Below are 25,285 nucleotides of genomic sequence, written 5' to 3' on the forward strand. Positions count from 1 at the left end.
AACTAACCATTCGAAGTGGCGAACGTTCACTTCCGCGAAAGGCGACGACCGGCGGGGCGGGGGGGGGCGGAGAGTGGGCCATGGATGAGCCAAGGCGGCTTGCGCGGCACTGCCGCGCGCCTTGGTGAACGCCCGGCGTGCTGCGCCGGGCTGGTCCGAGCCGCGAAGCGGAACGGGCCCACGGCCCGAGTTTGAGGCAGGACGGCCGACATGAGGGCGGAGCCACCCCTGCCCCGCCGGGCGGCGACTCCTTCCGAAGCCGCTATCTGGTTTACGGTGGTACGACGTGCAGCACCTGACTCGCGCTATTCGACCTTGACCTCGACCCGCCGCGCCTCGTCGGCGCTGCCGTCGCCGGTGGTGACCGCCGGTTTGTCCAGATCGATGCGCGCTTCGGCAATGCCGTTGACCACCAGCCATTGCTGGATGGCTTGCGCGCGTTGCCTGGCCAGTTCCTCGTTGACCGCCGTATCGCCGGTGCTGTCGTGATAGCCGGAAATGCGCGCGCGGGCATCGGTGTTGGCATGCAGCGTTCCCAGCACGCCGGACAAGCGCGCGCTGGTATCGGCCGGCACCACCGCCGAACCGGTGTCGAAATACACCTTGCCCAGCCGGCCATCGGCGACGAATGATGCATCATCCGCGGACATCGCGGCCGCATGCGTCGTGGTTGCCGCGGTCGCCGAACCCAGCCAGCCATCGACCGGCAGCACCGGCACCAGCAGCAGCGCGACGATGTTGATGATCTTGATCAGCGGATTGATGGCCGGGCCGGCGGTGTCCTTGTACGGATCGCCGACGGTGTCGCCGGTGACCGCGGCCTTGTGCGCCTCGCTGCCCTTGCCGCCGTGATGGCCGTCCTCGATGTACTTCTTGGCGTTGTCCCAGGCACCGCCGCCGGTGGTCATCGAAATGGCCACGAACAGGCCGGTGACGATGGTGCCGATCAGCAACCCGCCCAGCGCCTGCGGCCCCAGCAACAGGCCGACCACGATAGGCACCGCCACCGGCAGCAGCGACGGGATGATCATTTCCTTGATTGCCGACTTGGTCAGCAGATCCACCGCCTTGCTGTAGTCCGGCTTGCCGGTGCCTTCCATGATGCCGGGGATTTCGCGGAACTGCCGGCGCACTTCCTCGACCACCGAACCTGCCGCGCGGCCGACCGCTTCCATCGCCATCGCACCGAACAGGTAAGGAATCAGCCCGCCGATCAGCAGGCCGATGATGACCATGTGATTGGACAGGTCGAAAGTGAAGCTGACGCCCGGATTGGCGGTCTGCAGGTTGTGCGTATAGTCGGCGAACAGCACCAGCGCCGCCAGCGCCGCCGAGCCGATGGCATAGCCCTTGGTCACCGCTTTGGTAGTGTTGCCCACCGCGTCCAGCGGATCGGTGATGTTGCGGATTTCCGGCGGCAGCTCGGCCATCTCGGCGATACCGCCGGCGTTGTCGGTGATCGGGCCGTAGGCATCCAGGGCGACGATCATGCCGGCCATCGACAGCATCGCCGTGGCGGCAATGGCGATGCCGTACAGGCCGCCCAGCCAGAACGCGATCAGGATGGCCGCGCATACCGCGACCACGGGCAGCGCAGTGGACTTCATCGACACGCCCAGGCCGGCGATGATGTTGGTGCCGTGACCGGTCGTCGATGCCGCGGCCACATGCTGCACGGGCTTGAACTGGGTGCCGGTGTAGTACTCGGTGATCCACACGATCACGCCGGTCAGCACCAGCCCGACCAGCGCACAGCCGTACAGGCCCATCGCGCCATACGGCGAGTCGGCCATCAGCGCGGTGGTGATGGGGTAGAACGCGACCGCCGCCAGCACCGCCGAGACGATCACGCCCTTGTACAGCGCGCCCATGATCGAGCCGCCAAGCTTCACCCGCACGAAGAATGCGCCGATGATCGAGGCGATGATCGAAGCCCCGCCCAGCACCAGCGGGTACAGCACCGCGTTGCGGCCGACTTCGGACAGCATCAGGCTGCCCAGCAGCATCGTCGCGATCACGGTGACCGCATAGGTCTCGAACAGATCCGCGGCCATGCCGGCGCAGTCGCCGACGTTGTCGCCGACGTTGTCGGCAATCACCGCCGGGTTGCGTGGGTCGTCCTCGGGAATGCCGGCCTCGACCTTGCCGACCAGGTCCGCGCCGACATCGGCGCCCTTGGTGAAGATGCCGCCGCCCAGGCGCGCGAAAATCGAAATCAGCGAGCTGCCGAACGCCAGTCCGACCAGCGCATGCAGCGCATCCTCGCCGGTGATGCCCATCCAGCCCAGCACCAGGTAGTAGCCGGCCACGCCCAGCAGGCCCAGCCCGACCACCAGCATGCCGGTGATGGCGCCGCCGCGAAAGGCCACGTCCATCGCCGCGCTGAGCCCCTTGTGCGCGGCTTCGGCGGTACGCACGTTGGCGCGCACCGACACGTTCATGCCGATGTAGCCGGCTGCGCCGGACAGCACCGCGCCCAGCGCGAACCCGACCGCGGTAGGCCAGCTGAGGAAGAAACCGACCAGCAGGAACAACACGAAACCGGCGATGGCGATGGTGGTGTACTGCCGGTTGAGATAGGCGCTGGCGCCTTCCTGGATCGCGTTGGCGATCTCCTGCATCCGCGCGTTGCCGGCGGGTTGCTTCAGGATCCAGCGTGCCGAAATGATGCCGTAAAGAATCGCCACTGCCGCGCAGACCAGCGCCAGCGTCAAACCGTATTGTTCCAGCATGACCCCTCCCAAGGTGGATGGATGTTGTCCAGCGAACGCATGAACATCGGAACCCAATCCCGGTGGAGCCTGTTGAACGATTGAGTACGCCCACCGCTGCGATGGCGGCAGCATGTGTTCCGACCTGTTCAGACAATCCCTGGAGCCGACCCGAGTATGAACCGAAGGCGGCTGCGCCGCCAGACGTGGCGGCTGGGTTCAGTCGCCGCATGACAGCCTTTGCGGCCCCAACGCCCAAAGGAGAGCCCGCGATGCGCCCCTTTTCCGTCTGCGCCGCCCTGGTGCTGTTGTTGCCGTTGTCCCTGGCCGCGGCCGAGCCTGTGCCGGAGATCAAGCGCGAGGCGGCGGCCACCGCGCAGGCGGTCGGCGCCGTGCACACCGTGCGCCAGATCCCGGAAGCCTGCGCGCGCATCGAAGGCGCCTTCACCGGCGATGGCGCCGAACCCTATCGCTTCGCGGTGGTGCGCATCAGCCCGCAGTGCCAGCCGCGCGCGCGTTTCGTCGACTTCGCCAAGGCGCAGCCCTCGGAAGCGGCCGGCTGGAAACTCAACGATCTGATCCGCATCCCCAGCGCCGCCTGCCCGGCCCAGCAGGCGGTCGTCCGCGTCTGGCGCAAGCCGGTGGCGACGGCGACGCCGGCGCTGGACGGCCAGGGTCAGGCACGCATCTACCTGGAAGAGGCCAAGCAGCAGGCCGCCGCCGGCCAACAACCGCAGATACCGATGTATGCCGCGCAGATGACGGTGGAAGGCGAGGCTTGTCCCTAGAGTTAGGGTTCAGGAGAGATTTTTGAACGCCGTAGGAGCGACGTGAGTCGCGACATGATGACTCCCGGTCGCGACTCACGTCGCTCCCACGACATTCATGCAAGTACCGACGATTCCCCCAAAAGTCCAGGACCTGATCCGGTTCTGCGCTGGAGGTGGATCGTTTTCCGCCATGGTCGGCAGAACGGCAGGCGCTTGGCCTACTTGGCGACTTTCAGCTGCTTCGACATGGCGGAAAAGACGGCTTCGTCGGACGGAGAAAGATTGGGCCGTCCCGCCATGAAGCCCATGGTGACCGAACCGATGACGTAATAGGTTTCCCCAGGCTCCACTTCCAGATTCAGGATGTCCTTGGCTTCCGAATGGACGGTGTATTCATGCGGACCTGGCTCGGCGACATGGACGAAGTAGGTGCCGCTGCTCAGTTTTCCCAACTCGGTTTCTCCCTCGCGCACCTTGTAGCGAATTGCCGCGCCAGCGAATTTCTTTTCGCGGAAGAAAACGATCTGGCCTTTGCCCTCAGGCGGTGCTGGAATCATGCCAGTGCCGGATGAAACCTCCGCTTCCTGCTCTGTTGCATCTGCGGCTTCATCCGCCACTTCGTCAGCAACCGCTTCCGGCTCAGCAGAATCGATGGTGGGCGCTACATCGCCGACCACCGCCGGGGTTTCGGGCTCGGCTTGTTGCTGGGCCAGACCGATGGCAGGCATCAGCAGGACAAGGCATAGAATGGAACGGCTAAGTGTGACAAGCATTCAAATTACTCCTGTTGAGGTTGCGTTGGCGGTGAAGAATCTTCGCTAAGGGTTTCCGTTCCAGCTTTGTCGGGTTGCATCGGATCGGTGATGGCCGCACCGCCGGATTCTTCCGCAGGCGGCAACCGCAGCATTTCCCCCAGCTTGGCTGAAGCCAGCGTCTGCGCAGGTATCTCGATTTCCTTGCCGCGAATGAAGTGTGCGAACGGTCCGGCACCAGTGGCTACCGCCAATGCCACGTGGCTGGTATCGCGGCCGCTGCCGCCGAGCTTTAGGCCGCGCAACTTTATCGATTGGCCTCGATAGGACAAGTAGCGTGCGGCCAGCAGCAGCTCGCCTGGCTTGCCGCCGCCACGCGAACGTTCGGCATGGACGACCTCGCCGACGCCCTCGATGCCGGCAGGCAAGGCAATGGTGTCGTCGAAGAGCACCGCTTCGGCAAGCCGCAGGCGGAAACGGTCGCCACGCTTGGAGCTGGCGGAATTGATGGGGTCCAGCAGCTCCAGCACCAGCGGTGTGCCTTCGGCCAACGGACAGCAAGCCCCGATTTCCGCTGTTCGCTCGTCCGCGCTTTGCGCTTCAGTCGCCACATGGGCGGATTGCGATGCCATGTCCTGCGCCATGCCGTTGGCGATGATCAGCCAGCCGAAAGCGCAGGCCGCCAGCTGCAGCCGTATCTGCCCCATGGTTGTCCCCTCTCCCCGTTGCGCTAAAGCTAGCTCATAAAGGGGGCGCCGCCAACTGGGGCGCCAGTGCAAGGCAGCGGAATCTCCGCAACCTTCAAGCCTCGCCGGCAACCCGAACCGCCACCTTGGTACCACTCGCCTGGCATGACGATTCTGCAATCTGCTGCCAAGCGCGGGCGTACGCGGCGAAACGTGCCGCATCCGCGACGAGGCGTGTGCAGCGGTTGTTGCAAGATAGGGAGAATGGCACTCCCCCTCTGTCAGGAGACGCGTGCATGCGCTCGCACGGCTTGTTTGCCACCTCCATTGCCAACCCCGGCATACGCGCCGCTTTGCGCACGATGATGCTGGTGCTGCCCGCCGTCCTGCTCCTGTGCACCTGGCATCCTGCCAGGGCCTACGCGCAGCCGGCACAGCCATCGCCCATCCATCAACTGCGCATCTACGAGATATTCGAAGACACCAAGGGCGCTTTCCACGATCGCTTCCGCGACCACGCCGCGCGCATCATGGCCCGCCACGGCTTCCGCATCCTGGCGATGTGGGAAACCCGTCACCAGGACCGCACCGAGTTCGTCTATCTGCTGGAATGGCCCGATCAGGCCACGCAGGAGAAGCAGTGGGCCGCTTTCATGGCCGACCAGGAATGGTCCGACATCAAGGCCCGCACGCGAGCGCAAGGCCCGATGGTAGGCGGGATTGAAGACCGCTTGTTGTTGCCGGTGCCGTACTCGCCGGCATTGGACGGGCGCGAATAAGCGGGTGCTGTTGTCGCTCGGCGCAGCGTCGCTCGGCTGCGGTCGGCAAACCGCGATCTGGCCCGTGCCGCTGCCGTTCGCACGGCCGTTGCGATTCGTCCGTCGGCGGTTCTGCCCGATCAGGTTTCGGACTGCAACCGCGCTCCGCGTTCCCGCAACAGCTCGCGCAGCACCGAGCGGTGGCAGCGCGCTTCATCCTGGCAGTAGCAACCCACGGAGAAGTTCGTCTGGTGCGACAGCGCGGCCAGCAGGTCCAGCGTACGCGCGTTGTCAGGCATGGCCATCTCGGCGCGGTACTCTTTCGCGAAAGCCGCCCACTCCTTCGGTGTCTTCGCGCCCTGCGCCTGTTTCACCAGGTCCGCACTGGGGGCAAGATTGGGATACCACAGGTCGTACCAGTCCTGCGCGGCGAACTCGGACTTCGGTACGCCGCGCGGCGGGCGACGTACCGTGCCGATGCGCAGGCCTTCCTCTTTCAGACGGGGCGAGCCCAGGCGGACGATGCGAATGGTCATGCCTTTCCCGGTGAATGCGGCGAACGGGGCAGCGCTCAGCCTTCCCACGCCGGCAGTTTCTTCTTCACCGCCACGTTCTTCAGCGCCACGTACTTGGGCAGCCCGTCGCTGCCGTAGGGCGGGTAGGCTTCGCCGCGGATCAGCGGTTGCAGGTACTTGCGCGCGGCGGCGGTGATGCCGTAGCCGTCCTTGCGGATGAAGCCGTTGGGCATCTTCTTTTCGTGGTTGGCCACCTTGGTCAGCGGCGCGGCTTCGATCTTCCAGCGGTACGGCGCGTCGGAGCTGCGCACGATCACCGGCATCACCGAGTTCTGGCCCTTCAGCGCGAACTGCACCGCGGCCTTGCCGACCGCCTGCGCCTGTTCCCAGTCGGTCTTGGAGGCGATATGCCGGGCCGAACGCTGCAGGTAGTCGGGCAGGGTCCAGTGCACCTTCATGCCCAGCTCGTCCTTGACCCGCCCGGCCAGATAGGAGGCCACGCCGCCGAGCTGGGTATGGCCGAACGAGTCCTTGCCGCCGCCGGCATCGGCGACGAAACGGCCGTCGGCGGTCTGGATGCCTTCGCTGGCCACCACCACGCACCAGCCCACCCTGGCGACGACCTGCTTGACCTGCGCCAGGAACGCAGCCTCGTCGTAGGCGCGCTCGGGGAACAGGATGATGTGCGGGGCCTGATCCGCCGTCTGCCCGGCCAGGCCGGCGGCGGCGGCCAGCCAGCCGGCGTGCCGGCCCATGGCTTCGTAGACGAACACCTTGGTCGAGGTTTCGGCCATCGCCGCCACGTCCAGCGCAGCCTCGCGCACCGACACCGCGGTGTACTTGGCGGCCGAACCGAAGCCCGGGCAGGTGTCGGTGACGGCCAGATCGTTGTCGACGGTCTTGGGCACGCCGATGCAGGTCAGCGGATAGCCGAAGGCCTTGGCCAGTTGCGACACCTTCAGCGCGGTATCGGCCGAGTCGTTGCCGCCGTTGTAGAGGAACCAGCGTACGTCATGGGCCTTGAAGACCTCCAGCAGCCGTTCGTACTTGGCCTTGTCCGCCTCCAGCGACTTGAGCTTGTAGCGGCACGATCCGAACGCGCCGCCGGGCGTATGCGCCAGCGCGCGGATGGCGGCGGCCGATTCCTTGGAGGTGTCGATGAGGTCCTCTCGCAGCGCGCCGAGGATGCCGTTGCGGGCCGCCAGTACCTTGACCTTGCGGGCTCGCGCCTGCCCGATGACGGCCGCCGCGGAGGCGTTGATGACAGCGGTGACACCGCCGGACTGCGCATAAAGTAGGGTGCCGTTGGCCATATTCGGTTCGATCCGGGTAGCGGGGATGCGGTAAGCTTCACATATATGACGCGGTGCAGCGTGGGCGTGGCGTGAGCCTGAACGCCGCCGGCCGCCAGCAGGATTCTAGTTCGGGAGTAGCACAATGCGATTGGTTCTACTGGGCCCACCCGGGTCGGGCAAGGGCACTCAGGCGGCGCGTCTGAAGGAATACCTGCAGGTTCCGCATATTTCCACCGGCGATCTGCTGCGCGCCGAAGTCGCCGCCGGCAGCCCGCTGGGCGTACAGGCCAAGGAAGTGATGGCGCGCGGCGATCTGGTGTCCGACGACATCCTGCTGGGCATGCTGGAATCGCGGGTCAGCCGTGCGGACACCGCCAATGGCTTCATCCTGGATGGCTATCCGCGCAATCTGGCCCAGGCCGATGCGCTGGACACGCTGCTGCAGAAGATCGGCCAGCCGATGGATTACGCGGTGCAGTTGGAAGTGCCGACCGAACTGCTGGTCGAGCGCATCGCCGGCCGCGCCGCCGCCGAAGGCCGCGCCGACGACAGCCCGGAATCGGTCCGCACCCGCCTGAAGGTCTACGACAACCAGACCGCTCCGGTCATCGAGTTCTACCGCCAGCATGGCCAGCTCACCGTCGTCGACGGTGTCGGCTCGCTGGATGAGGTATTCAGCCGGCTGGTGGAAGCGCTGGCGCCGGCCAAGGAAGTGGGCTGATTGGGTGAAGCCGGGAATGGGGAATAGAAAATCGGGAATGGTGGAATCGGTGCCCTGTCCCGCTTCTGCCCACGGAACATTCGCAAGATACCGTTGCCGCAGATCAACGCGGCCTTCCATTCCCTACTCCCCACTCTCCATTCCCGGCCCTCAATGAAACTCCACATCCTGGGCATCGCCGGCACCTTCATGGGCGGCGTGGCGGCGCTGGCGCGCGAACTGGGGCATGGCGTGGAAGGCAGCGACCAGGCCATCTACCCGCCCATGTCGACCCAGTTGGAAACGCTGGGCATCGCGCTGGCCCAGGGCTACCTGCCGCAGAACATCGCCGTCGATTGCGACGAGGTCATCGTCGGCAATGCCCTGTCGCGCGGCAACCCGGCGGTCGAGGCGGTGCTGGATGCCGGCCGCAAGTACACCTCCGGCGCGCAGTGGCTGTCCGAACATGTCCTGCCCGGCCGCGACACGCTGGCGGTGGCCGGTACCCACGGCAAGACCACCACCACCACCATCCTGGCCTACCTGCTGCAGGCGGCCGGCCGCGAACCGGGGTTTCTGATCGGCGGGGTGGCCGAGGATTTCGGCGTGTCGGCGCGCATCGGCAAGGGGCGCGAGTTCATCGTCGAGGCCGACGAATACGACACCGCATTCTTCGACAAGCGCAGCAAATTCGTCCACTACCGGCCGCTGGTGGCGATCCTCAACAACCTGGAATACGACCACGCCGACATCTTTCCGGATGTGGCGGCCATCCAGCGCCAGTTCCATCATCTGGTGCGCACGGTGCCGCGGCGCGGCCGCCTGATCGTCAATGGCCAGGATCCGTATCTGGCCGAAGTGCTGGCGATGGGCTGCTGGACGCCGGTGGAGCGGTTCGGGCTTCACGGCAGCGCGTCCGATAGCGCGCTGGAATGGAGCGCGCGGCTGATCGACGAAGACGGCAGCGCTTTCGCCGTGCTTCACAACGGCAACGAAATCGGCCAGGTGCATTGGCCGCTGCTGGGGCGGCACAACGTGCTCAACGGCCTGGCCGCACTGGCGGCTGCGCATGCGGTGGGCGTCGACATCGCGAGCGTGCTGCCGGCGCTGGCGCAGTTCCGCAGCGTCAAGCGGCGGATGGAAGTCATCGGCCAAACCGGCGGCATCACCGTCTACGACGATTTTGCCCACCACCCGACCGCCATCCATACCACGTTGCAGGGCCTGCGCGCCAAAGTGGGCAACGCGCGCATCGTGGTGGCAATGGAGCCGCGCAGCAATTCGATGCGGCTGGGCGCGCATGCCGACGCACTGGCGCCTTCGCTGGACAGCGCCGATGCGGTGGTGTTCCTGCAACGGCCCGAGCTGCCTTGGGACGCCGGCAAGGTCATCGCGGCGATCCGCGGCCACGCGCGCGCGGTACCGGACGCCGATGCGCTGATCGCCGCATTGGCGGCGCTGGTCCGTTCCGGCGACCACGTGGTGTTCATGTCCAACGGCGGCTTCGACGGCGCGCCGCGGCGGTTTCTGGCGGAGTTGCAGGCGCGCGCGTAGATTGCTGGCGCTTGTGGGTGCCTTCCGGCGACCGATGCGGCTCGCTTTGCTCACCGCATCCTACCGGCGGCATGCGGCGCGGTTCGCCGCCAACGTAGCCAACGTAGGATGCGGTAAGCCGCCGGCGCACCGCATCGGTCGCGATGGATTGGCCTGAGCGATTACGGCCAGTCGGCGATCGACTTTGGCGCACCGGGCGGCAACTACGATTATCCGGGCGAAGAAGACTGCACCTTCAAGGGAATCGTTCGCGCCTGTTGGGTCTGGGACATGGTGTTCAGCACCACCTCCGGCACCGGCGGCTACGGCTGGTCCGCGGGCACCAGCATGGCCGCGCCCCATGTTTCCGGCGTTGCCGCGCTGATCATCGGCAAGCATGGCGGCGAGCTAGCGCCTTCGGAAGTGGCGCGGATCCTGCGCGCTTCGGCCGACGATCTGTGCAAGCCGGGCAACGACGAGACGTTCGGCGCCGGCCATGTGAATGCGCGCAAGGCCGTAGGTCACTGAGTCCTGCCATTGGCGTTATGACCGGCGGCCATCCGGCAGGGTGGCCGCCGGTTCGTGCCGTGCCGAATACGTCTGCTTCACAAACCAGGGCGCGGCCGTAAACTGCGCCTGATGCCTTCCGACGAAAACCTGCCGTTGTTCCCGTTGCACACCGTGCTGCTGCCCGGCGCGGCGCTGAGCCTGCGGATATTCGAGCGCCGCTATCTGGATCTGGTGCGCGACTGCGGGCGCAGCGGCCGCGGTTTTGGCGTCTGCCTGATCCTGCAGGGCGAGGAGGCCGGCGCGCCGGCCACGCCGGCGGCATTCGGCACCGAGGCGGTCATCGAGGATTTCGACACCGGACCGGACGGGTTGCTGACGCTGCGCCTGCGCGGCAAGCGCCGCTTCCATGTGCAGCGCACGCGCATACGCGACAACGGCCTGGTGACGGCGGATGTGCAGTGGCGCGCGCTGGACCCGGACGACGTGCTGCGGCCCGAACACGGCCTGCTGGCGACGCTGCTGCAGACCCTGCTGGCACAGATCGGCGATGCCGCCATCGCGGTGACGCCGACGCAGATGGATCATGCCGCCTGGGTCGGCTGGCGGCTGGCCGAATTGCTGCCGATAACGGCCGCCCAGCGGCTGAGCGTATTGCAGGAAGACGATCCGCATGCGCGCCTGGATCGCTTGCTGTCACTGATCGCCTGAGAACCTGTTCACGCTCCTGCTGCGCTGCGTTTGCTCCGCTCCGCCATGGCCTGCCCCGTATCAGGTACCGGACAGGCTCTGCCTTCGCTCACGACGGATCGGGAACGGGTTCTGAGGGTTCCTCGCCTATCGTGCGCAACCGCAGCACCGGCAGCTGCGACTGCGGATGCGGCGCGATCGCGTGTTCGAAACCGGCAGTGGCGGCGGCGACCGCTTCCAACGCGGTGGGAGCCTCGCGCAGCGGCCGCCACAAGCCGAACAGGCCGAACGCGCGCTGGTGCTTGAGCACCTGGGCGCTGCCGATCCAGACCGGTTCGGCGCCGGGCTGCAGCAACCGGTTGGAACGCCATAACCGCAGCGCGAACAGTTCGTCCGGGCGTTCGCCGTTGCGCAGCATCAGCAGGCTTTCGGCCTCGGTATCCAGCGTGGCCGGCAGCACCGGATGCTGCTGGTCGGGCAGATCGCCATCGAGCAGCGTCAGTGCCTGCTCCCAGCCGGCCTGCGGTTGCGCCCGCCAGCCGTCGGCTTCCAGGCTGGCCTGCAGCGGTGCCAGCGGGCCGGCCACCTGCACATCCAGCGGCCAGCGCTGCTCGTCGTCGAATTCATTGCGCCGCGCCGGCAATCGCTGCCAGCCATCGTCCCACCACGTCCGCAGATCCATGGTCTGGAGTACGACCGGGGTCTGGAACTGCGCCAGCATCGGCGCGATGTTGCGTGGCGCATGCCACAGCGCGGCGGCGGCGAACGCGCCATAGAACAGCCAGGCCAGCGGCTTGATCCAGAACGAACGCACCATCCGGCGGCGATAGGCGATGCCCAGGATCAGCAACCAGACGATGCCGAACAACATGCCGCCGATGACATCGCTGAGCCAGTGCGCGCCCAGATAGATGCGGGCGAAGCCGATCAGCGCCACCACCACGCCGGAGACCAGGTACGGCCAGACCCGGGTCCGGCCGGGCAGCTCGCGCGCAATCAGCACCGCAAAAAAGCCGAAGGTGATGGTGGCCATGGTGACCGCAATGGACGGAAACCCGAAGCCGCTGCTGACCGAAGGCGGCTTGGGAATGTCCACCGATGCGCCCAGCCAGGCGGTCAGCGCCAGTCCGAACGCCAGCGCCGCCAGCCAGTGCGCCGCCGCCATCCAGCGCTTGCGCCAGGCCAGGTACAGCAGCACCAGCAGCGCGGCCGGCGTCAGCACCTGCTCGTCGCCCAGCGAGGCGACCGCCGCCAGCGGGTAGTCGGCCAGCGGGTTGCGCAGCGCCAGCATCAGCTCGTGTACCGCCAGGTCTATCGTCAGCGGTTCGCCGTGCCCGATGACCAGCACCAGGAACGCGAACCATACCCAGACGATGGCCAACAGCAGGATTGCCAGCAGCGCCAGCGGCACCGATTCGCGCCGCCGCGGATCGAACAGCGCCTCCGAGTACCGTCCCAGCACCGGATGCGCGTGCGACCAGCGCAGCGCCCGCGCCAGCAGCGCGTCGGCGTGGGCGGCGAACCAACGGTAGGTGTACAGCACCATCGCCCAGGCCAGCGCCAGCACGATCAGCAGCAGCCCCAGCACCAGCCCCAGCCGGCCGGCGACCGCGGCGACCGCATCGTAGGCATGCCCCAGCATCCAGCCCGGCAGCAGGAACAGCGCCGCCCACGAGAGGGCGGCAAAACCGCTGGCCGGCACGTAGCGGCGCAGCGGCATCCGAAGCATGCCGGCCACCGCCGGCACGAACGGCCGTATCGGACCGACGTAACGCGCAATCAGGATGCTTTTCAGGGCATTGCGGCGGAACAGCAGCTCGCCGCGGCCCAGCAACTGCGGGTACTTGCTGAACGGCCAGTGGCTGCGCAGTTGCGGCCCCCAGCGGTGGCCCACCCAGAAACTGGTGGCGTCGCCGGCAAACGCGCCCACCGCGGCGCACAGCAAGGCGTACGGTCCCGACAGTTCGCCCAGCCCAATCAGCACGCCCACCGCGAACATCAGCGGCAGCGCCGGGACCAATGTTCCCAGCACGATCACCGCATCGCAGAATGCGATCGCGAAGATCACCGCGCCTGCGGCCACCGGATGCGCGCTGATCCAGGCCAGCAGGTTATCGAACCAGGAGGAATTCATTGGCGGCGATTATAGGCGGGCCGGGTGACTGGCAGCCGTCCGTCGCAGCGGCGGCGCGCGTAAACTGTGGCGGTGAAAGCATCGACGCAACCGATTGAAATCGCCGCCCTGAAAGCCGACAGCTTCGGCCGCATCGCGTTGATGCGCGACGGGCGCGGGGTTTTCGTGCGCCGCGACCTGACGGCCTCGCCGTGGTGGCTGCGGCTGCCGGCCTGGCGGCTGGCCCGGCGCGAGGCGCTGGCGCTGCGGCAACTGGCCGGACAGCCGGCCACGCCGCAACTGCTGGGCTGGGACGGGGTGCGGCTGGACCGCAGCTATATGGAAGGCGATGCGATGTACCAGCGGCCGCCGCGCGGCGATGTCGCCTATTTCCACGCCGCGCGCCGGCTGCTGCAGCAGATCCACCGCCGCGGCATCGCCCACAACGACCTGGCCAAGGAAGCCAACTGGCTGGTGCTGGCCGACGGCAGTCCGGCGGTGATCGATTTCCAGTTGGCGGTGCGCGGGCGGCCGCGTTCGCGCTGGATGCGGCTGCTGGCGCGCGAGGATCTGCGCCACCTGCTCAAACACAAGCGCATGTACTGCCCGCAGGCGCTGACCCCGGTCGAACGGCGCCTGCTCAAGCGCCATTCCTGGCTGCGCGATGCCTGGTTCCGCACCGGCAAGCCGGTCTACCGTTTCGTCACCCGCAAGCTGTTGAAGTGGGAAGACAATGAAGGGCAGGGGCCGAAACCCTGAGCGGTAAAGGGTCGATAGTAAAGTCGCGCCGATGGCGCTGCGAGGCATTGAACCCGTTGGCTGTTGGCTTTCCCTTCACAGGCTGCGAAGCAGCCGACTTCGCCATTCACCGTTTACCCCAAAGGAGCCAGCATGGCGACGCTGCACGGCAAAACCCTCTTCATCACCGGCGCCTCGCGCGGCATCGGCCTGGCCATTGCGCTGCGGGCCGCGCGTGACGGCGCCAATGTCGCCGTCGCGGCCAAGTCGTCGGTGCCCAATCCCAAGCTGCCCGGCACCATCCACAGCGCGGCCGAGGCGGTCGCCGCCGCTGGCGGGCAGGGGCTGGCGCTGAAGTGCGACATCCGCGACGAGGACAGCGTGCGTGCGGCGGTGGCGGCCGCCGTGGACACCTTCGGCGGCATCGACATCCTGGTCAACAACGCCAGCGCCATCTGGCTGGCCGGCGCGCTGGACACGCCGATGAAGCGCTTCGACCTGATGAACCAGGTCAACGCGCGCGGCAGCTTCCTGTGCGCGCAGGCCTGCCTGCCGTATCTGCTGCAGGCGCCCAACCCGCACATCCTGACGCTGGCGCCGCCGCCGTCGCTGGATCCCAAATGGTGGGCGCCGCATACCGGCTATACGCTGGCCAAGATGGGCATGAGTTTCGTCACCCTGGGCCTGGCTGGCGAATTCGGCCCGCAGGGCGTGGCGGTCAACGCGCTATGGCCGCGCACCATCATCGCCACCGACGCGCTCAACATGATTCCCGGCGTGGAGATTCCGCGCTGCCGCAAGCCGGACATCGTCGCCGATGCCGCGCATGCGGTGCTGGTGCGGCCGGCGGCCGGGTTCTTCGGCCGGTTCCTGATCGACGAGACGGTGTTGCGCGAGGCTGGCATGGACGATTTCTCGCAGTACGCCGTGGATCCTTCGCAGCCATTGCTGCCGGATCTGTTTGTGGACGCGTGATGACGGATTGCCCGTTCTGCGCCATTGCCGCCGGTACCGCACCGGCCAGCCTGGTTGCCGAAACCGCGCAGGCCATCGCCTTTCTTGACCTCCGCCAGCCGGTGCCCGGTCATGTGCTGGTGATACCGCGGCAACATGTGGAAACCATCTATACGCTGGAACCGGGCACCGCCGCGGAGGTGATGCAGCTTGCCGTGCGTGTGGCCAAGGCGTTGCGCGCCTGCTTCGATCCGCCCGGACTCAACCTGTGGCAATCCAACGGCCAGGCGGGCGGGCAGGAGGTGCCGCATTTCCATCTGCATCTGCAACCGCGCCTGCACCGGGACGGATTGCTGCGCCTCTATCCGGGCGGCCTGCCGCCGCCGGCGTCGCGCGCCCGGCTCGACGATCTGGCGGCGCAACTGCATCCATACTGCCGGGAACAGCGCTGATGTCGGCATCCGGTCTCCTCGCGGTGCGAAAGGGACCCGCCTTTCCGCTTGCGCGCGTCCGCACCGATACGGTTGCGCCGTTGCCGCGTGAACCGCCCGCGCAAATCACCACTCCAATGAGGTCGCCATGAAATACCTGCATGCCATGATCCGCGTCCACGACCTGGACGCCACTAGCCGCTTCTTCACCGAAGGCCTGGGCCTGACCGAGACCCGGCGCATCGAAAATGCCGAAGGCCGGTTCACCCTGGTGTATTTCGGCGCGCCGGCCAATCCCGAGGCGGAGATCGAACTGACCTGGAACTGGCCGCCGGCCGATGGATCGCCGCCGGAGGATTACGGCAATGCGCGCAACTTCGGCCATCTGGCCTTCGAAGTCGACGATATCTACGCCATCTGCGCGCACCTGCAATCGCAGGGCGTGCTCATCAACCGGCCGCCGCGCGACGGGCGCATGGCATTCGTGCGCAGTCCGGATCTGATCTCGATCGAACTGTTGCAGAAAGGCGACCGCTTGCCGCCGCAGGAGCCTTGGCTTTCGATGCCGAATACCGGAAGCTGGTAGCCCGTTCCCCAACCCGCAGGTAAGCATGAATTCCGCCCTGGTTGTGATCGATGTGCAATGCGGACTGTTCGACCCCGAGCCGCGTCCTGCCGATGCCGATGCGGTTATCGGGCGTATCAACCAGCTGGCGCAGCGCGCACGCGCCGCCGGCGCACCGGTGATCTTCGTCCAGCACGAACGCGCTGGCGGCCTGGAGGCCGATTCGCCCGCCTGGGCGCTGCATCCGCAACTGCAGGTACAGCCGGGCGATCACCATATCCGCAAGACCACGCCCGATGCGTTCCTGCGCACCGGGCTGGACGAGGTGCTGGCGTTTTCGGGCGTGGAACAACTGGTGATCTGCGGCTACGCCAGCGAGTTCTGCGTCGACACCACCACGCGCAGCGCGGCCGCGCACGGCTACGCGGTGATTCTGGCCGCCGACGCGCATACCACCCACGACAAGCCGCACGCCAGCGCGGCGCTGATCCGTGCGCACCACAATGCCACGCTGCCGGAGATCGTCAGTTTCGGACCGCAAATCCGCGCCCTGCCAGCGGCGGAGATCGCGTTTTCCGAGTGATGCGGTCAGGGCGTCGGCGCCGGTAGCGGGTGGCCGCAGTGGCGGCAGTGCAGCGCTTCCGGCTCATGCCCTTCCAGCCCGCAGTCCGGACAGCCGCGGCGGTCCAGGTGGCCGCGGTCGGCCTCCGCCTCGCGCAGGCTGCTGACCAGCTCGGCGGTGTAGATGCCGGTGGGCACGGCGATGATGCTGTAGCCGATCAGGATCAGCACCGAGGTCACCAGCCGTCCGAACGTGGTCTGCGGCGCGATATCGCCAAAACCCACCGTGGCCATCGTCACGATGGCCCAGTACATGCTGGTGGGAATGCTGGTGAAGCCGTGCTGCGGACCTTCGATGAGGTACATCAGCGCACCGAAGATCACCACCAGCGTCAGCACGGTGCTGACGAAGACCAGGATCTTGCGCCGGCTGCGCCACAGCGCCCCCAGCAGCACGCCGCTTTCCTCGACGTACTGGGTCAGCTTGAGGATGCGGAACAGCCGCAGGATGCGCAGGACGCGCACCACCAGCAGGCTCTGGCTGCCCGGCAGCAGCAGCGACAGGTAGGTCGGCAGGATCGACAGCAGGTCGATCACGCCCCAGATGCTCAGCGCATAGCGCAGCGGCCGCTTCACCGTGGCCAGCCGCAGCGCGTATTCGGCGCTGAACAGGATTGTGAACCCCCACTCCAGCGCGTACAGCCAGCCGCCGTAGCGGGCGTGGATGTCGGCGACGCTGTCGGCGACGATCACGGTCACGCTGGTTACGATGGCCAGCACCAGCAGCAGGTCGAAGTTGCGCGCCGGCGGGGTGTCGTGGCGGAAGATGATGTCGAACCAGCGCCGCCGCCAGCCGTCTTCGCTGGCCGGATTGAGCTGGGGAGCCGACAACAGGCGCATGGACAAGTCTCCTTTGCTGCGTAGCCGCATTGTGCCGCATAGCGGCGCGCGATCGGCGACAATGGCCGGCGAACTGCCGCCGATGTCCTTCCGCCATGACCGCCGATAACACCCCAGACCTGCTTGCCACCGGAAAAAAATACTACCTGCCGGTGTACCGGCCTCGCGATGTGATTCTGGAGCGCGGCCAGGGCGCGCGGGTGTGGGACCGCGACGGCCACGAGTACATCGATCTGTCGGCCGGTATCGCAGTGTGCGGCCTGGGCCATAACGATCCGGATCTGGTCGCCGCGCTGACCGAGCAGGCCGGCAAGCTGTGGCACACCAGCAACGTGTTCTACAGCGAGCCGCCGCTGCGCCTGGCCGAGGAACTGGTCACCGCATCGCGCTTCGCCTCGCGGGTGTTCCTGTGCAACTCGGGCGCCGAGGCCAACGAGGCGGCGATCAAGCTGATCCGTCGCTGGGCCGCCAGCCAGGGCCGCGCGCCGGATCACCGGGTCATCGTCACCTTCCGCGGCAGCTTTCACGGACGGACGCTGGCGGCGGTCACCGCCACCGCGCAGCCGAAGTATCAGGAAGGCTACGAACCGCTGCCCGCCGGTTTCCGCTATGTCGATTTCAACGACCTCACCCAACTGGAAATCGCCATGTCCTGCGGCGACGTTGCCGCGGTGCTGGTGGAGCCGGTGCAGGGCGAGGGCGGAGTGATGCCGGCGGCGCCGGGATTCCTGGCCGCGGTGCGCGAGCTGTGCGATCGCCACGGCGCATTGCTGGCGCTGGACGAAATCCAGAGCGGCATGGGCCGCACCGGCACCTTGTTCGCGCACTGGCAGGACGGAGTCGTCCCCGACATCGTGACGCTGGCCAAGGCACTGGGCGGAGGCTTTCCGATCGGCGCGATGCTGGCCGGGCCCAAGGTCGCCGAGGTCATGCAGTTCGGCGCGCACGGCACCACCTTCGGCGGCAATCCGCTGGCCGCGGCGGTGGCGCGGGTGGCGTTGCGCAAGCTGGCCGCGCCGGCGATCGCCAACAACGTGGCGCGGCAGGCCGCCGCGTTGCGGCAGGGGCTGGATTCGTTCAATCAGGAACTGAACCTGTTCGCCCAGGTGCGCGGCCGCGGCCTGATGCTGGGAGCGGTGCTGAAGCCCGAATACGCCGGGCGCGCCGGCGAGATCCTCGATCATGCCGCCGCGCAGGGATTGCTGCTGCTGCAGGCCGGCCCCGACGTGCTGCGCTTGGTGCCCGCGCTGAACATCAGCGACGAGGAAATCGCCGAAGGCCTGAAGCGCCTGCACGCCGCATTGCGCGCCTTCGCGGCGAAATGAACGTCCACTCCGTAGGAGCGACGTGAGTCGCGACCGCGCGGCAGGAACACCATCGCAGTGATCGACACGCCGCTACGCGTCGGTTAGCGAACTATCGCTTCGTATCTATCGTCGGCGCTCGGTCGCGACTCACGTCGCTCCTGCAGCAGATGCATCACACCAGTCCGTAGCGCTTGAGCACCCTGCCCAGCGCGCGGGCATCGCCGACGGTTTCCGCATGCAGGCCGGCGCTGCGGGCGCCCTGCACGTTGGCGAACACATCATCGACGAACAGCGTAGTGCCGGCCTCCCAGCCCAACTGCTCCAGCGCACGCGCGTAGATCGCGGTGTCCGGCTTGCGCAGTTGCAGTCCGCCGCTGCACAGCACGCGGCCGTCCAGGCGCGGGAACACCGGCGCGACGATGCGCGCGATGGCGTTGGCCATCAGCAGCCCGTTGTTGGTCAGCACGCCCAACGGCAAGGCAGGGTCCAGTGCGCCGATGTGCGCAAGTACGCCTTCGTCGGCGCGGCTGCCGGCCATGCGCGAGCCGATCCAGATTTCCTCGTCGACCGCCGTACCGATGCCGTCGCCCAGCCGCGCCAGGTACGTGGCCGTATCGATCAGGCCGCCGTCGTACTCGGTTTCCAGGCCGGAGTCGAACAGCGTTTCGCGTACGCGCTCGTGCTGGCACTCGGCGAACGCCGCCAGGTGCGCGATACGCAATTCGTGCTGGTAATGCGCCAGCACGCCGTCGAAGTCGAACAGCAGCTGGCGGATGCGCGGCTTCATCCGGCCGCCACCGCCTTGAACGCTTCGCGCGCGGCGTCAAGCGTCTGCGCCAGCACCGCTTCATCGTGCGCGGCCGACATGAAGCCGGCCTCGAACGCCGACGGCGCCAGGTAGACGCCACGCTCCAGCATGGCGTGGAAGAAGCGGTTGAACGCGGCGGTGTCGCAGGCCACCGCCTGCGCATAGGTGTCCACCTGCTGGTCGGTGAAGAACAGGCCGAACATCGCGCCGACGCGGGTGGTGGTCAGCGCCACACCAGCCGCGTCCGCAGCCGCTTCCATGCCATCGCACAGCGCGTGGGTTGCCGCAGTCAGCCGGTCGTGGAAACCCGGCGCCTGGATCAGCTCCAGCATCGCCAGGCCCGCGGCCATCGCCACCGGATTGCCGCTGAGCGTGCCTGCCTGGTAGATCGGGCCGGCCGGGGCAATCTGCTGCATCAGTTCGCGGCGGCCGCCATAGGCGCCCACCGGCATGCCGCCGCCGATGATCTTGCCGAACGTGGTCAGATCCGGAGTGACGCCGTACAGCGCCTGCGCGCCGCCCAGGGCGACGCGGAAACCGGTCATCACTTCGTCGAAGATCAGCAGCGCACCGTGCTGCGTGCACAATTCGCGCAGATGTTGCAGATAGCCCGCGCGCGGCGGCAGGCAGTTGGCGTTGCCGACCACCGGCTCGATGATCAGGCAGGCGATCTCGTTGCCGTACTGTTCGAACAACTGCGTGGCGCCGTCGGCATCGTTGTAGCTCAGCGTCAGCGTCAGTTCGCTCAGCCCGGCCGGCACGCCCGGCGAGGTCGGCACGCCCAGGGTCAGCATGCCGCTGCCGGCCTTGACCAGGAACGAATCGCCATGGCCGTGGTAGCAGCCTTCGAACTTGACGATGCGGTTGCGGCCGGTGGCGCCGCGCGCAAGCCGGATCGCCGACAGCGTGGCCTCGGTGCCGGAGTTGACCATCCGCACCATTTCGCATGACGGCACCAGCCGGGTGATGGTCTCGGCCATCGCCACCTCGGCCGGGCACGGCGCGCCGAACGACAGGCCGTTCTGGATTGCCGCCTGCACCGCCTCGCGCACCGCAGGATGGTTGTGGCCGACGATCATCGGCCCCCATGAGCCGACGTAGTCGATATAGCGGTTGCCGTCCACATCGAACAGCCAGGCGCCGTCGGCACGCTGGACGAAGAACGGCTCGCCGCCGACCGACTTGAACGCGCGCACCGGCGAGTTGACGCCGCCGGGCAGCAGCTGCTGGGCGCGGGCGAACAGGGCATGGGACTGGTCGTGGTTCATAAGTGTTCCATCCAAGAGAGCGTTTTGTAGGAGCGACGTGAGTCGCGATGAAGCTTTACCGACCTTTCATCGCGACTCACGTCGCTCCTACAGGGCAGTCATGGCTTCGTGAAACATTCGCGGTAGGCGCGGGCCGCGGCCACCGGATCCGGCGCATCGAACACACCGCCGATCACCGCCACCAGATCCGCGCCGGCGGCGATCAATGCCGGCGTATTGTCCGGGGTTATCCCGCCTATCGCCACCCGCGGCACGCCCAGTGCGGCGGCTTGGGCCAGCAGCTGCGGGTCGGCACGACGGGTCGTGAGCTTGCTTTGGGTAGGAAAAAAAGCGCCGAAGGCCACATAGCTGGCGCCGGCGGCTACCGCACGCTGCGCACGGGCCAGTTCGTCATAGCAGGACGCGCCGACAATGGCTTGCGGCCCCAGCAGCGCGCGCGCGGCAGCGATGTCGCCGTCATCCTCGCCCAGGTGCACGCCGGCCGCGCCGATGGCATCGGCCAGATGCGCGTCGTCATTGACGATCAACGGCACGCCGGCCTGCGCGCACAGCGCCTGCAGCGCGGACGCCTGTTCGTGCCGCAGGGCGCGGCCTGCCTGCTTGTTGCGGTATTGCAGCCAGGTCGCATGGGCCAGCAGCGGCCGCACCCGCGCCAGCAGGCGGTCGGTGTCGGCCTGGTCCGGGGTGACCAGGTAAAGGCCGCGCGGCGCCGGCCCGGGCTGCGGCCAGTGGGAATTCATCGGCAAAACTTCCGGTGGAAAGGGATGAGTGGGACAATGGCAGTCCCCCGCCTGCGTATTATCCGATGACCGACACCACCGCCACCACCTATCGCACCTGGATGTGCGTGGTCTGCGGCTTCATCTACGACGAGGCTGCCGGGCTGCCGGAAGAGGGCATCGCCCCCGGCACCCGCTGGGAGGACATCCCCGATACCTGGACCTGCCCGGATTGCGGCGTGACCAAGGACGACTTCGAGATGATCGAGGCCGACTAGGGGGCCGCCGCTCCGTTGCTGTTGTAGGAGCGACGTAAGTCGCGACGGGTTACCGGTAGAGCCTCATCGCGACACACCGGCACCGGCATGCCGGGACCACTCCTACAGGGACACTAAGGGCTGTTGCCGTTTCCCGAGCGGCTTACTCGGGAAACGGCAACAGCCCTTAGACCGGCTTCAATGCATCCGCGCGGCGCCGCCGGCGTTGAGTTCCACCAGGCGCTCATGCAAGGCATGGGCATCGGGGGCTTCCGGTGCCAACTGCAGATAGCGCGTCAGATCGTGGCGGGCGCCGTGGCGGTGATCGATATGCAGATAGGCCAGGCCGCGGTCGCGCAGCGCTTCGGGCTGATCCGGGGCCAGCTTCAGCACGCGGTCGGCGCTGCGCGCGGCGCGGTCCCATTCCTCGCGCTCGGCGTAGACGCCGTGCAGGTTGCGCAGGATGCGGATCAGGATGGCGCGGTGCGAAGCCGGGTCCAGGATGTGCAGCAGCGCGTTGTCGTCGGGAATGTCGCCGCCCAGGTGCGGTTTGGCGCGCTCGCGCAGCTCGTCCACGCCCAGCGGCCGGCCGCCGTTGAACGGGTCCATCACCAGCAGGCCGTCGTCCACCGGCAGCCGCACCAGGAAATGGCCGGGGAACGAGACCCCGTCCAGCGGCACGCCAAGCCGGCGCGCGACTTCCATCTGCACCATCGCCAGCGAAATCGGATTGCCCAGACGCCGCTCGAACACCTCGTTCAGGTAGCTGTTGCGCGGGTCGTAATACTCGTCGTGGTTGCCGCTATAGCCCAGTTCATCGAACAGGTGGCGGTTGATCGCCGCCATCTTCAACGGCCATGCTTCGATGGCCTCGATTTCCGGTCGCAGATGCTCGGCATGGCTTTGCGCCAGGGTGTCGTACAGGTCGGCATCCAACTGCGGGTATTCGTCGCGCGCAATCAGCAGCGCGGTTTCCAGCAGCGGCAGGGTTTCGTCGGCCTGCGTCGCCAGCGAATTCCAATCCGGCAATGTCATTCGAGCCCCCATGGCCGAAGATTGGGGGCAATCGCGGGCACAATCAAGCCCTGCCGGCCGGTGGGGAAAAGCGCGTCCTGCACGTTGCCGGCAGCGTCGCCGGCCTACCCCTGCGAATCAGCCGCTTACGTGAAGCTGCGCGCGGTCGTTCGATGCGGGATCGTCTTTCACGGCTGCCCTTGCGGGGTTGGAATGTCCCCGCCGAAGCGCAGCTCCGCGCCATTTTCGAGCTTCATCCGTTTGGCTTCGCCGGCGTTGAGTTCCAGCACATAACGCGCCGGCCGCTTGCTGGGATAGGACGGGCAGGCGTTGCCGGCCGAACACGGCGGCACGTCGCGCTGCTGCGCCACCAGCTTGCGCGCATTGTCGAAGTACAGGATGTCCAGCGGAATGCGGGTGTTCTTCATCCAGTACGCCTGCGGTTCTTCGCGTTCGTGGATGAACAGCATGCCGGTACCGGCGGCCAGCTCGTCGCGGAACATCAGTCCGCGCGCGCGCGCGGCATCGTCGTTGGCGATTTCCACCTGGAAGCGCTCGCCGGCCAGCTCCACCCAGCTGTCGCCGGCACTGGCGCAGCCGCAGAGCAGCAACAGAAGGGCGGGCAACAGACAGCGGATGAACGGCATGGGGATGGCTCCATTGGCGACGCCGCACCTTCGGTCAAGCGGTGGCCCGCGTCAAGGCCGCCAGGACTCCGGCGCCCGGCCGCAGAGCGGCTGCGCCGACCCCTGGCGGCTTCACGGTTGACCTGGCCGTGGCGTTGCCGTTCAACGACTGGCCGGGTCATCATCGTCCGCCTGGCAGGCGCCGGAGACAGCGATGAACTGCTCCCTGGCTTTCGCAGTCAGGTAGGCAAGAACGGCCGGGGGCGGCTGCTCGAACAACTGGCACGCCAGCGCCAGCGAGACCGCCTTCAGCCCCAGCGGATCCGACGTATTGCGGCCCAGCGCGAAGAAGCGGTCGTACAGATCGAAGCGGCTTTCCAGCAGCGTGGCGATGCCGGCGCCCAGCGCCGCCTCGACGTCCACCCCCTCCACAGTCTTGGGCGCGCGCCAGCCGGGAGGCGGCACGGTGGCAACGGCCGGCGCCGACAGCGCCTTCTGGTCGGCCGCGCGACGGTGCGCGCACAGCTGACAGGTGTGCGCGGACAGCCAGAACCGGAACAGGAACAGTTCCGCCACGGCAACCCCGGGGTCCCGGTGCTGCTGCAGGATCTCGGCATAGTTTTGCCGGTAGGCCTCCTGGCGGTACGAGGCTTCCGCTGCGTCGGCTAGGCGCGATGGAACCATGGCGCTTCTCCTTGAGATGGGCGGGCATAGCGGAAATTCGCCGCGGAGCGCCGGCGCTTTGCGCGCGCGCTGTCGTCCCTGACGAAGCAGGCCGGTGATGGCGCAATCCGCAACTGGCCGGCAGATGTGCGTTGACGCATCGCGTGCGCGTTGCCCGGCGCCGTTGGCGCTGGCTGCAGGAAGGGTTTGCGGATTGCGGCCATGGCAGTGGACCAATCGCTTCCATTGATTGGAAGCGATAAGTTAATCACAATGAGCGCAAATAGTGAATTCGCGGCGAACGTGCTCCGTAACGTGCCGGACCATGAGCAACGAACGCCAGGAATTCTCCCGCCGCTTGGCCGAGGCGATGCAGGCGGCCGGCTACGAGCCGCGGCCGGCCGTGCTGTTCCGCCTGTTCAATACGCACTATCGCGGCCGTTCGGTCACGTTCCAGTCGGCATCGCGCTGGCTTGGCGGCCGTTCCATGCCCGAACAGGACAAGCTGCAGGTATTGGCGGCGGTGCTGGGGGTGGAACCGCATGCGCTGCGTTTCGGCACCGGCAAGCGCCGGGTGGCCGAAACGCGGGCGGCCTGGCCGGCAGCGGCGGCGGGCGCTCGCGAACGTCAGGTCATCGATGCCTTTCTGGCATTGCCGGTCAAACAGCGCGAACTGATTGGGGAACTGGTGCGGGCGCTGGGAAAACGATAGCGCGCCCGCACGCGCCACCGCCAAGCCATGCCTGATGGGGCAGCGGCGCGACCAGGCAGCGCCGCCCCGGTTATGCCTAGAGCACCCGCGGCGGCTGTCCGCCGACGATGACCACGTCGGCCGGACGGCGCGCGAACAGGCCCACGCTGACCACGCCGGGGATCTGGTTGATATCCCGCTCCATGCCCACCGGGTCGACGATCGACAGGCCGTGGATGTCCAGGATCCAGTTGCCGTTGTCGGTGACCACGCCATCGCGCCAGACCGGCTGGCCGCCGGTCATGGCCAGGATTTCGCGCGCCACCAGGCTGCGCGCCATCGGAATCACTTCCACCGGCAACGGAAACTTGCCCAGCACCGGCACCTGCTTGGCCGGGTCGATGATGCAGACGAAGGTCTCGCTGGCTTCGGCGATGATCTTCTCGCGCGTCAGCGCCGCGCCGCCGCCCTTGATCAGCCGCTTGTAGCCGTCGCATTCGTCGGCGCCGTCGACGTACAGCGCCAGCTTGCCGGTGTGGTTGAGTTCCATCACCTCGATGCCGTGCGCGCGCAGGCGTGCGGTGCTTTGTTCGGAACTGGACACCGCGCCCTTGATGCGGTCCTTGACGCCGGCCAGCGCGTCGATGAAGTAGGCCACGGTGGAACCGGTGCCGACGCCGACGATCATGCCGTCCTCGACGTATTCGATGGCTTTTTCGCCGGCCAGGCGTTTGGCTTCGTTCTGGGACATGG

The 25,285-nt window shown here is 67.2% G+C and carries 28 protein-coding genes and 1 pseudogene; 14 read left to right on the top strand and 15 right to left on the bottom strand.

The features are described 5' to 3' along the window. Positions 1–305: 305 nt before the first annotated feature. Both CRO39_RS21175 and CRO39_RS06185 read right to left on the bottom strand, forming a co-directional pair. Positions 306–650 carry an OmpA family protein gene (locus tag CRO39_RS21175; RefSeq protein ID WP_238394501.1) on the bottom strand — a complete coding sequence of 115 codons (345 nt, stop codon included), beginning with the start codon at positions 648–650 and terminating at the stop codon, positions 306–308. Positions 651–707: 57 nt separating this feature from the next. Then, positions 708–2,732, bottom strand: a pseudogene (locus CRO39_RS06185) (sodium-translocating pyrophosphatase); the annotation flags it as partial. A gap of 251 nt (positions 2,733–2,983) precedes the next feature. Here CRO39_RS06185 and CRO39_RS06190 point away from each other — a divergent pair. Continuing rightward, positions 2,984–3,499: a hypothetical protein gene (locus CRO39_RS06190; RefSeq protein WP_097121004.1), complete on the top strand. Its 516-nt coding sequence runs from the start codon at positions 2,984–2,986 to the stop codon at positions 3,497–3,499. Positions 3,500–3,699: 200 nt separating this feature from the next. Here the strand turns inward: CRO39_RS06190 and CRO39_RS06195 are convergent, their stop codons facing one another. Together CRO39_RS06195 and CRO39_RS06200 are read right to left on the bottom strand one after the other, a co-directional pair. Further along, positions 3,700–4,254: a hypothetical protein gene (locus tag CRO39_RS06195; RefSeq protein ID WP_141400737.1), complete on the bottom strand. Its 555-nt coding sequence runs from the start codon at positions 4,252–4,254 to the stop codon at positions 3,700–3,702. Between the two features lie 5 nt (positions 4,255–4,259). Continuing rightward, a complete protein-coding gene (locus CRO39_RS06200) occupies positions 4,260–5,012 on the bottom strand; it encodes a hypothetical protein (RefSeq protein WP_141400738.1) in 753 nt (250 codons plus the stop codon). 203 nt (positions 5,013–5,215) lie between these two features. Between CRO39_RS06200 and CRO39_RS06205 the strand changes: the two genes are divergently transcribed. Next, positions 5,216–5,698 (top strand): NIPSNAP family protein, encoded by a 483-nt coding sequence (locus CRO39_RS06205; RefSeq protein WP_238394487.1) that lies wholly within the window; start codon positions 5,216–5,218, stop codon positions 5,696–5,698. A 119-nt stretch (positions 5,699–5,817) separates the two neighbouring features. Here CRO39_RS06205 and CRO39_RS06210 read toward each other — a convergent pair whose 3' ends face one another. Together CRO39_RS06210 and CRO39_RS06215 are read right to left on the bottom strand one after the other, a co-directional pair. Next, entirely contained in the window at positions 5,818–6,213 is a 396-nt protein-coding gene (locus tag CRO39_RS06210) for a DUF488 domain-containing protein (protein WP_097121007.1), read from the bottom strand. A gap of 35 nt (positions 6,214–6,248) precedes the next feature. Then, positions 6,249–7,505 (bottom strand): 6-phosphofructokinase, encoded by a 1,257-nt coding sequence (locus CRO39_RS06215; RefSeq protein ID WP_097121008.1) that lies wholly within the window; start codon positions 7,503–7,505, stop codon positions 6,249–6,251. Between the two features lie 124 nt (positions 7,506–7,629). Here CRO39_RS06215 and CRO39_RS06220 point away from each other — a divergent pair, with 124 nt between their 5' ends. From CRO39_RS06220 to CRO39_RS06235, 4 genes are all read left to right on the top strand, one after another. Further along, entirely contained in the window at positions 7,630–8,208 is a 579-nt protein-coding gene (locus tag CRO39_RS06220; protein ID WP_097121009.1) for an adenylate kinase, read from the top strand. Between the two features lie 153 nt (positions 8,209–8,361). Continuing rightward, complete coding sequence (gene mpl, locus CRO39_RS06225; protein ID WP_097121010.1) at positions 8,362–9,741, top strand: UDP-N-acetylmuramate:L-alanyl-gamma-D-glutamyl-meso-diaminopimelate ligase; 1,380 nt, start codon at positions 8,362–8,364, stop codon at positions 9,739–9,741. 153 nt (positions 9,742–9,894) lie between these two features. Beyond that, the gene (locus tag CRO39_RS06230) at positions 9,895–10,248 is read left to right on the top strand and encodes a S8 family serine peptidase (RefSeq protein WP_274382248.1); all 354 of its coding nucleotides are present in this window, start codon (positions 9,895–9,897) and stop codon (positions 10,246–10,248) included. Between the two features lie 111 nt (positions 10,249–10,359). Continuing rightward, positions 10,360–10,938 (top strand): LON peptidase substrate-binding domain-containing protein, encoded by a 579-nt coding sequence (locus CRO39_RS06235; protein ID WP_097121012.1) that lies wholly within the window; start codon positions 10,360–10,362, stop codon positions 10,936–10,938. A gap of 88 nt (positions 10,939–11,026) precedes the next feature. On the opposite strand, the gene CRO39_RS06240 is transcribed toward CRO39_RS06235, so the two are convergent. Then, the gene (locus CRO39_RS06240) at positions 11,027–13,051 is read right to left on the bottom strand and encodes a bifunctional DedA family/phosphatase PAP2 family protein (protein ID WP_097121013.1); all 2,025 of its coding nucleotides are present in this window, start codon (positions 13,049–13,051) and stop codon (positions 11,027–11,029) included. Between the two features lie 72 nt (positions 13,052–13,123). Here CRO39_RS06240 and CRO39_RS06245 point away from each other — a divergent pair, with 72 nt between their 5' ends. The 5 genes from CRO39_RS06245 (at position 13,124) to CRO39_RS06265 (ending at position 16,301) form a co-directional block, all read left to right on the top strand. Then, positions 13,124–13,789 carry a protein kinase family protein gene (locus CRO39_RS06245; protein ID WP_274382245.1) on the top strand — a complete coding sequence of 222 codons (666 nt, stop codon included), beginning with the start codon at positions 13,124–13,126 and terminating at the stop codon, positions 13,787–13,789. Positions 13,790–13,921: 132 nt separating this feature from the next. Continuing rightward, complete coding sequence (locus tag CRO39_RS06250) at positions 13,922–14,743, top strand: SDR family oxidoreductase (RefSeq protein WP_097121014.1); 822 nt, start codon at positions 13,922–13,924, stop codon at positions 14,741–14,743. Continuing rightward, on the top strand, positions 14,743–15,174 hold the full coding sequence (locus tag CRO39_RS06255; RefSeq protein WP_097121015.1) for an HIT family protein: 432 nt from the start codon (positions 14,743–14,745) through the stop codon (positions 15,172–15,174). The genes CRO39_RS06250 and CRO39_RS06255 overlap by 1 nt, the downstream gene beginning before the upstream one ends. Positions 15,175–15,301: 127 nt before the next feature. Then, positions 15,302–15,739, top strand: a complete 438-nt coding sequence (locus CRO39_RS06260; protein ID WP_097121016.1) for a VOC family protein — start codon at positions 15,302–15,304, stop codon at positions 15,737–15,739. Positions 15,740–15,764: 25 nt separating this feature from the next. Then, the gene (locus CRO39_RS06265) at positions 15,765–16,301 is read left to right on the top strand and encodes a cysteine hydrolase family protein (protein WP_097121017.1); all 537 of its coding nucleotides are present in this window, start codon (positions 15,765–15,767) and stop codon (positions 16,299–16,301) included. A 5-nt stretch (positions 16,302–16,306) separates the two neighbouring features. Here the strand turns inward: CRO39_RS06265 and CRO39_RS06270 are convergent, their stop codons facing one another. Continuing rightward, positions 16,307–17,179 carry an ion transporter gene (locus CRO39_RS06270; protein ID WP_097121018.1) on the bottom strand — a complete coding sequence of 291 codons (873 nt, stop codon included), beginning with the start codon at positions 17,177–17,179 and terminating at the stop codon, positions 16,307–16,309. Between the two features lie 95 nt (positions 17,180–17,274). Here CRO39_RS06270 and CRO39_RS06275 point away from each other — a divergent pair, with 95 nt between their 5' ends. Further along, positions 17,275–18,504 carry an acetylornithine transaminase gene (locus CRO39_RS06275; protein WP_097121019.1) on the top strand — a complete coding sequence of 410 codons (1,230 nt, stop codon included), beginning with the start codon at positions 17,275–17,277 and terminating at the stop codon, positions 18,502–18,504. A 154-nt stretch (positions 18,505–18,658) separates the two neighbouring features. Here the strand turns inward: CRO39_RS06275 and CRO39_RS06280 are convergent, their stop codons facing one another. From CRO39_RS06280 to thiE, 3 genes are all read right to left on the bottom strand, one after another. Then, positions 18,659–19,273: an HAD-IA family hydrolase gene (locus tag CRO39_RS06280; RefSeq protein ID WP_097121020.1), complete on the bottom strand. Its 615-nt coding sequence runs from the start codon at positions 19,271–19,273 to the stop codon at positions 18,659–18,661. Continuing rightward, positions 19,270–20,562 (bottom strand): glutamate-1-semialdehyde 2,1-aminomutase, encoded by a 1,293-nt coding sequence (gene hemL, locus CRO39_RS06285; protein WP_097121021.1) that lies wholly within the window; start codon positions 20,560–20,562, stop codon positions 19,270–19,272. The genes CRO39_RS06280 and hemL overlap by 4 nt, the downstream gene beginning before the upstream one ends. A 98-nt stretch (positions 20,563–20,660) precedes the next feature. Next, positions 20,661–21,302, bottom strand: coding sequence for a thiamine phosphate synthase (gene thiE, locus CRO39_RS06290; RefSeq protein WP_097121022.1), 642 nt, complete (start codon positions 21,300–21,302; stop codon positions 20,661–20,663). Positions 21,303–21,367: 65 nt separating this feature from the next. On the opposite strand from thiE, the gene CRO39_RS06295 reads away from it, so the two are divergent. Further along, positions 21,368–21,559, top strand: coding sequence for a rubredoxin (locus tag CRO39_RS06295; protein WP_097121023.1), 192 nt, complete (start codon positions 21,368–21,370; stop codon positions 21,557–21,559). Between the two features lie 177 nt (positions 21,560–21,736). On the opposite strand, the gene CRO39_RS06300 is transcribed toward CRO39_RS06295, so the two are convergent. From CRO39_RS06300 to CRO39_RS06310, 3 genes are all read right to left on the bottom strand, one after another. Beyond that, a complete protein-coding gene (locus tag CRO39_RS06300; protein WP_097121024.1) occupies positions 21,737–22,585 on the bottom strand; it encodes a SirB1 family protein in 849 nt (282 codons plus the stop codon). Positions 22,586–22,740: 155 nt separating this feature from the next. Then, positions 22,741–23,199 carry a DUF192 domain-containing protein gene (locus tag CRO39_RS06305; protein WP_097121025.1) on the bottom strand — a complete coding sequence of 153 codons (459 nt, stop codon included), beginning with the start codon at positions 23,197–23,199 and terminating at the stop codon, positions 22,741–22,743. Positions 23,200–23,340: 141 nt separating this feature from the next. Further along, positions 23,341–23,862, bottom strand: coding sequence for a hypothetical protein (locus CRO39_RS06310; RefSeq protein ID WP_097121026.1), 522 nt, complete (start codon positions 23,860–23,862; stop codon positions 23,341–23,343). Between the two features lie 304 nt (positions 23,863–24,166). Here CRO39_RS06310 and CRO39_RS06315 point away from each other — a divergent pair, with 304 nt between their 5' ends. Further along, positions 24,167–24,553: a transcriptional regulator gene (locus CRO39_RS06315; protein ID WP_097121027.1), complete on the top strand. Its 387-nt coding sequence runs from the start codon at positions 24,167–24,169 to the stop codon at positions 24,551–24,553. 76 nt (positions 24,554–24,629) lie between these two features. Here CRO39_RS06315 and rpiA read toward each other — a convergent pair whose 3' ends face one another. After that, on the bottom strand, positions 24,630–25,283 hold the full coding sequence (gene rpiA / locus CRO39_RS06320) for a ribose-5-phosphate isomerase RpiA (protein ID WP_097121028.1): 654 nt from the start codon (positions 25,281–25,283) through the stop codon (positions 24,630–24,632). Between the last annotated feature and the right edge of the window lie 2 nt (positions 25,284–25,285).

Source organism: Pseudoxanthomonas wuyuanensis, from assembly GCF_900215535.1.
Lineage (GTDB): Bacteria > Pseudomonadota > Gammaproteobacteria > Xanthomonadales > Xanthomonadaceae > Pseudoxanthomonas_A > Pseudoxanthomonas_A wuyuanensis.

Excerpts from the sequence above, each read along its gene's own strand:
- CRO39_RS06220 (WP_097121009.1), top strand. The coding sequence starts at position 7,630 with ATGCGATTGGTTCTACTGGGCCCACCCGGGTCGGGCAAGGGCACTCAG.
- CRO39_RS06265 (WP_097121017.1), top strand. The coding sequence starts at position 15,765 with ATGAATTCCGCCCTGGTTGTGATCGATGTGCAATGCGGACTGTTCGAC.
- CRO39_RS06300 (WP_097121024.1), bottom strand. The coding sequence starts at position 22,585 with ATGGGGGCTCGAATGACATTGCCGGATTGGAATTCGCTGGCGACGCAG.
- CRO39_RS06240 (WP_097121013.1), bottom strand. The coding sequence starts at position 13,051 with ATGAATTCCTCCTGGTTCGATAACCTGCTGGCCTGGATCAGCGCGCAT.
- CRO39_RS06205 (WP_238394487.1), top strand. The coding sequence starts at position 5,216 with ATGCGCTCGCACGGCTTGTTTGCCACCTCCATTGCCAACCCCGGCATA.
- CRO39_RS06195 (WP_141400737.1), bottom strand. The coding sequence starts at position 4,254 with ATGCTTGTCACACTTAGCCGTTCCATTCTATGCCTTGTCCTGCTGATG.
- CRO39_RS06305 (WP_097121025.1), bottom strand. The coding sequence starts at position 23,199 with ATGCCGTTCATCCGCTGTCTGTTGCCCGCCCTTCTGTTGCTGCTCTGC.
- mpl (WP_097121010.1), top strand. The coding sequence starts at position 8,362 with ATGAAACTCCACATCCTGGGCATCGCCGGCACCTTCATGGGCGGCGTG.
- CRO39_RS06315 (WP_097121027.1), top strand. The coding sequence starts at position 24,167 with ATGAGCAACGAACGCCAGGAATTCTCCCGCCGCTTGGCCGAGGCGATG.
- CRO39_RS21175 (WP_238394501.1), bottom strand. The coding sequence starts at position 650 with ATGTCCGCGGATGATGCATCATTCGTCGCCGATGGCCGGCTGGGCAAG.
- CRO39_RS06250 (WP_097121014.1), top strand. The coding sequence starts at position 13,922 with ATGGCGACGCTGCACGGCAAAACCCTCTTCATCACCGGCGCCTCGCGC.
- CRO39_RS06295 (WP_097121023.1), top strand. The coding sequence starts at position 21,368 with ATGACCGACACCACCGCCACCACCTATCGCACCTGGATGTGCGTGGTC.
- CRO39_RS06235 (WP_097121012.1), top strand. The coding sequence starts at position 10,360 with ATGCCTTCCGACGAAAACCTGCCGTTGTTCCCGTTGCACACCGTGCTG.
- CRO39_RS06260 (WP_097121016.1), top strand. The coding sequence starts at position 15,302 with ATGAAATACCTGCATGCCATGATCCGCGTCCACGACCTGGACGCCACT.
- rpiA (WP_097121028.1), bottom strand. The coding sequence starts at position 25,283 with ATGTCCCAGAACGAAGCCAAACGCCTGGCCGGCGAAAAAGCCATCGAA.
- thiE (WP_097121022.1), bottom strand. The coding sequence starts at position 21,302 with ATGAATTCCCACTGGCCGCAGCCCGGGCCGGCGCCGCGCGGCCTTTAC.
- CRO39_RS06280 (WP_097121020.1), bottom strand. The coding sequence starts at position 19,273 with ATGAAGCCGCGCATCCGCCAGCTGCTGTTCGACTTCGACGGCGTGCTG.
- hemL (WP_097121021.1), bottom strand. The coding sequence starts at position 20,562 with ATGAACCACGACCAGTCCCATGCCCTGTTCGCCCGCGCCCAGCAGCTG.
- CRO39_RS06275 (WP_097121019.1), top strand. The coding sequence starts at position 17,275 with ATGACCGCCGATAACACCCCAGACCTGCTTGCCACCGGAAAAAAATAC.
- CRO39_RS06310 (WP_097121026.1), bottom strand. The coding sequence starts at position 23,862 with ATGGTTCCATCGCGCCTAGCCGACGCAGCGGAAGCCTCGTACCGCCAG.
- CRO39_RS06210 (WP_097121007.1), bottom strand. The coding sequence starts at position 6,213 with ATGACCATTCGCATCGTCCGCCTGGGCTCGCCCCGTCTGAAAGAGGAA.
- CRO39_RS06255 (WP_097121015.1), top strand. The coding sequence starts at position 14,743 with ATGACGGATTGCCCGTTCTGCGCCATTGCCGCCGGTACCGCACCGGCC.
- CRO39_RS06190 (WP_097121004.1), top strand. The coding sequence starts at position 2,984 with ATGCGCCCCTTTTCCGTCTGCGCCGCCCTGGTGCTGTTGTTGCCGTTG.
- CRO39_RS06215 (WP_097121008.1), bottom strand. The coding sequence starts at position 7,505 with ATGGCCAACGGCACCCTACTTTATGCGCAGTCCGGCGGTGTCACCGCT.
- CRO39_RS06270 (WP_097121018.1), bottom strand. The coding sequence starts at position 17,179 with ATGCGCCTGTTGTCGGCTCCCCAGCTCAATCCGGCCAGCGAAGACGGC.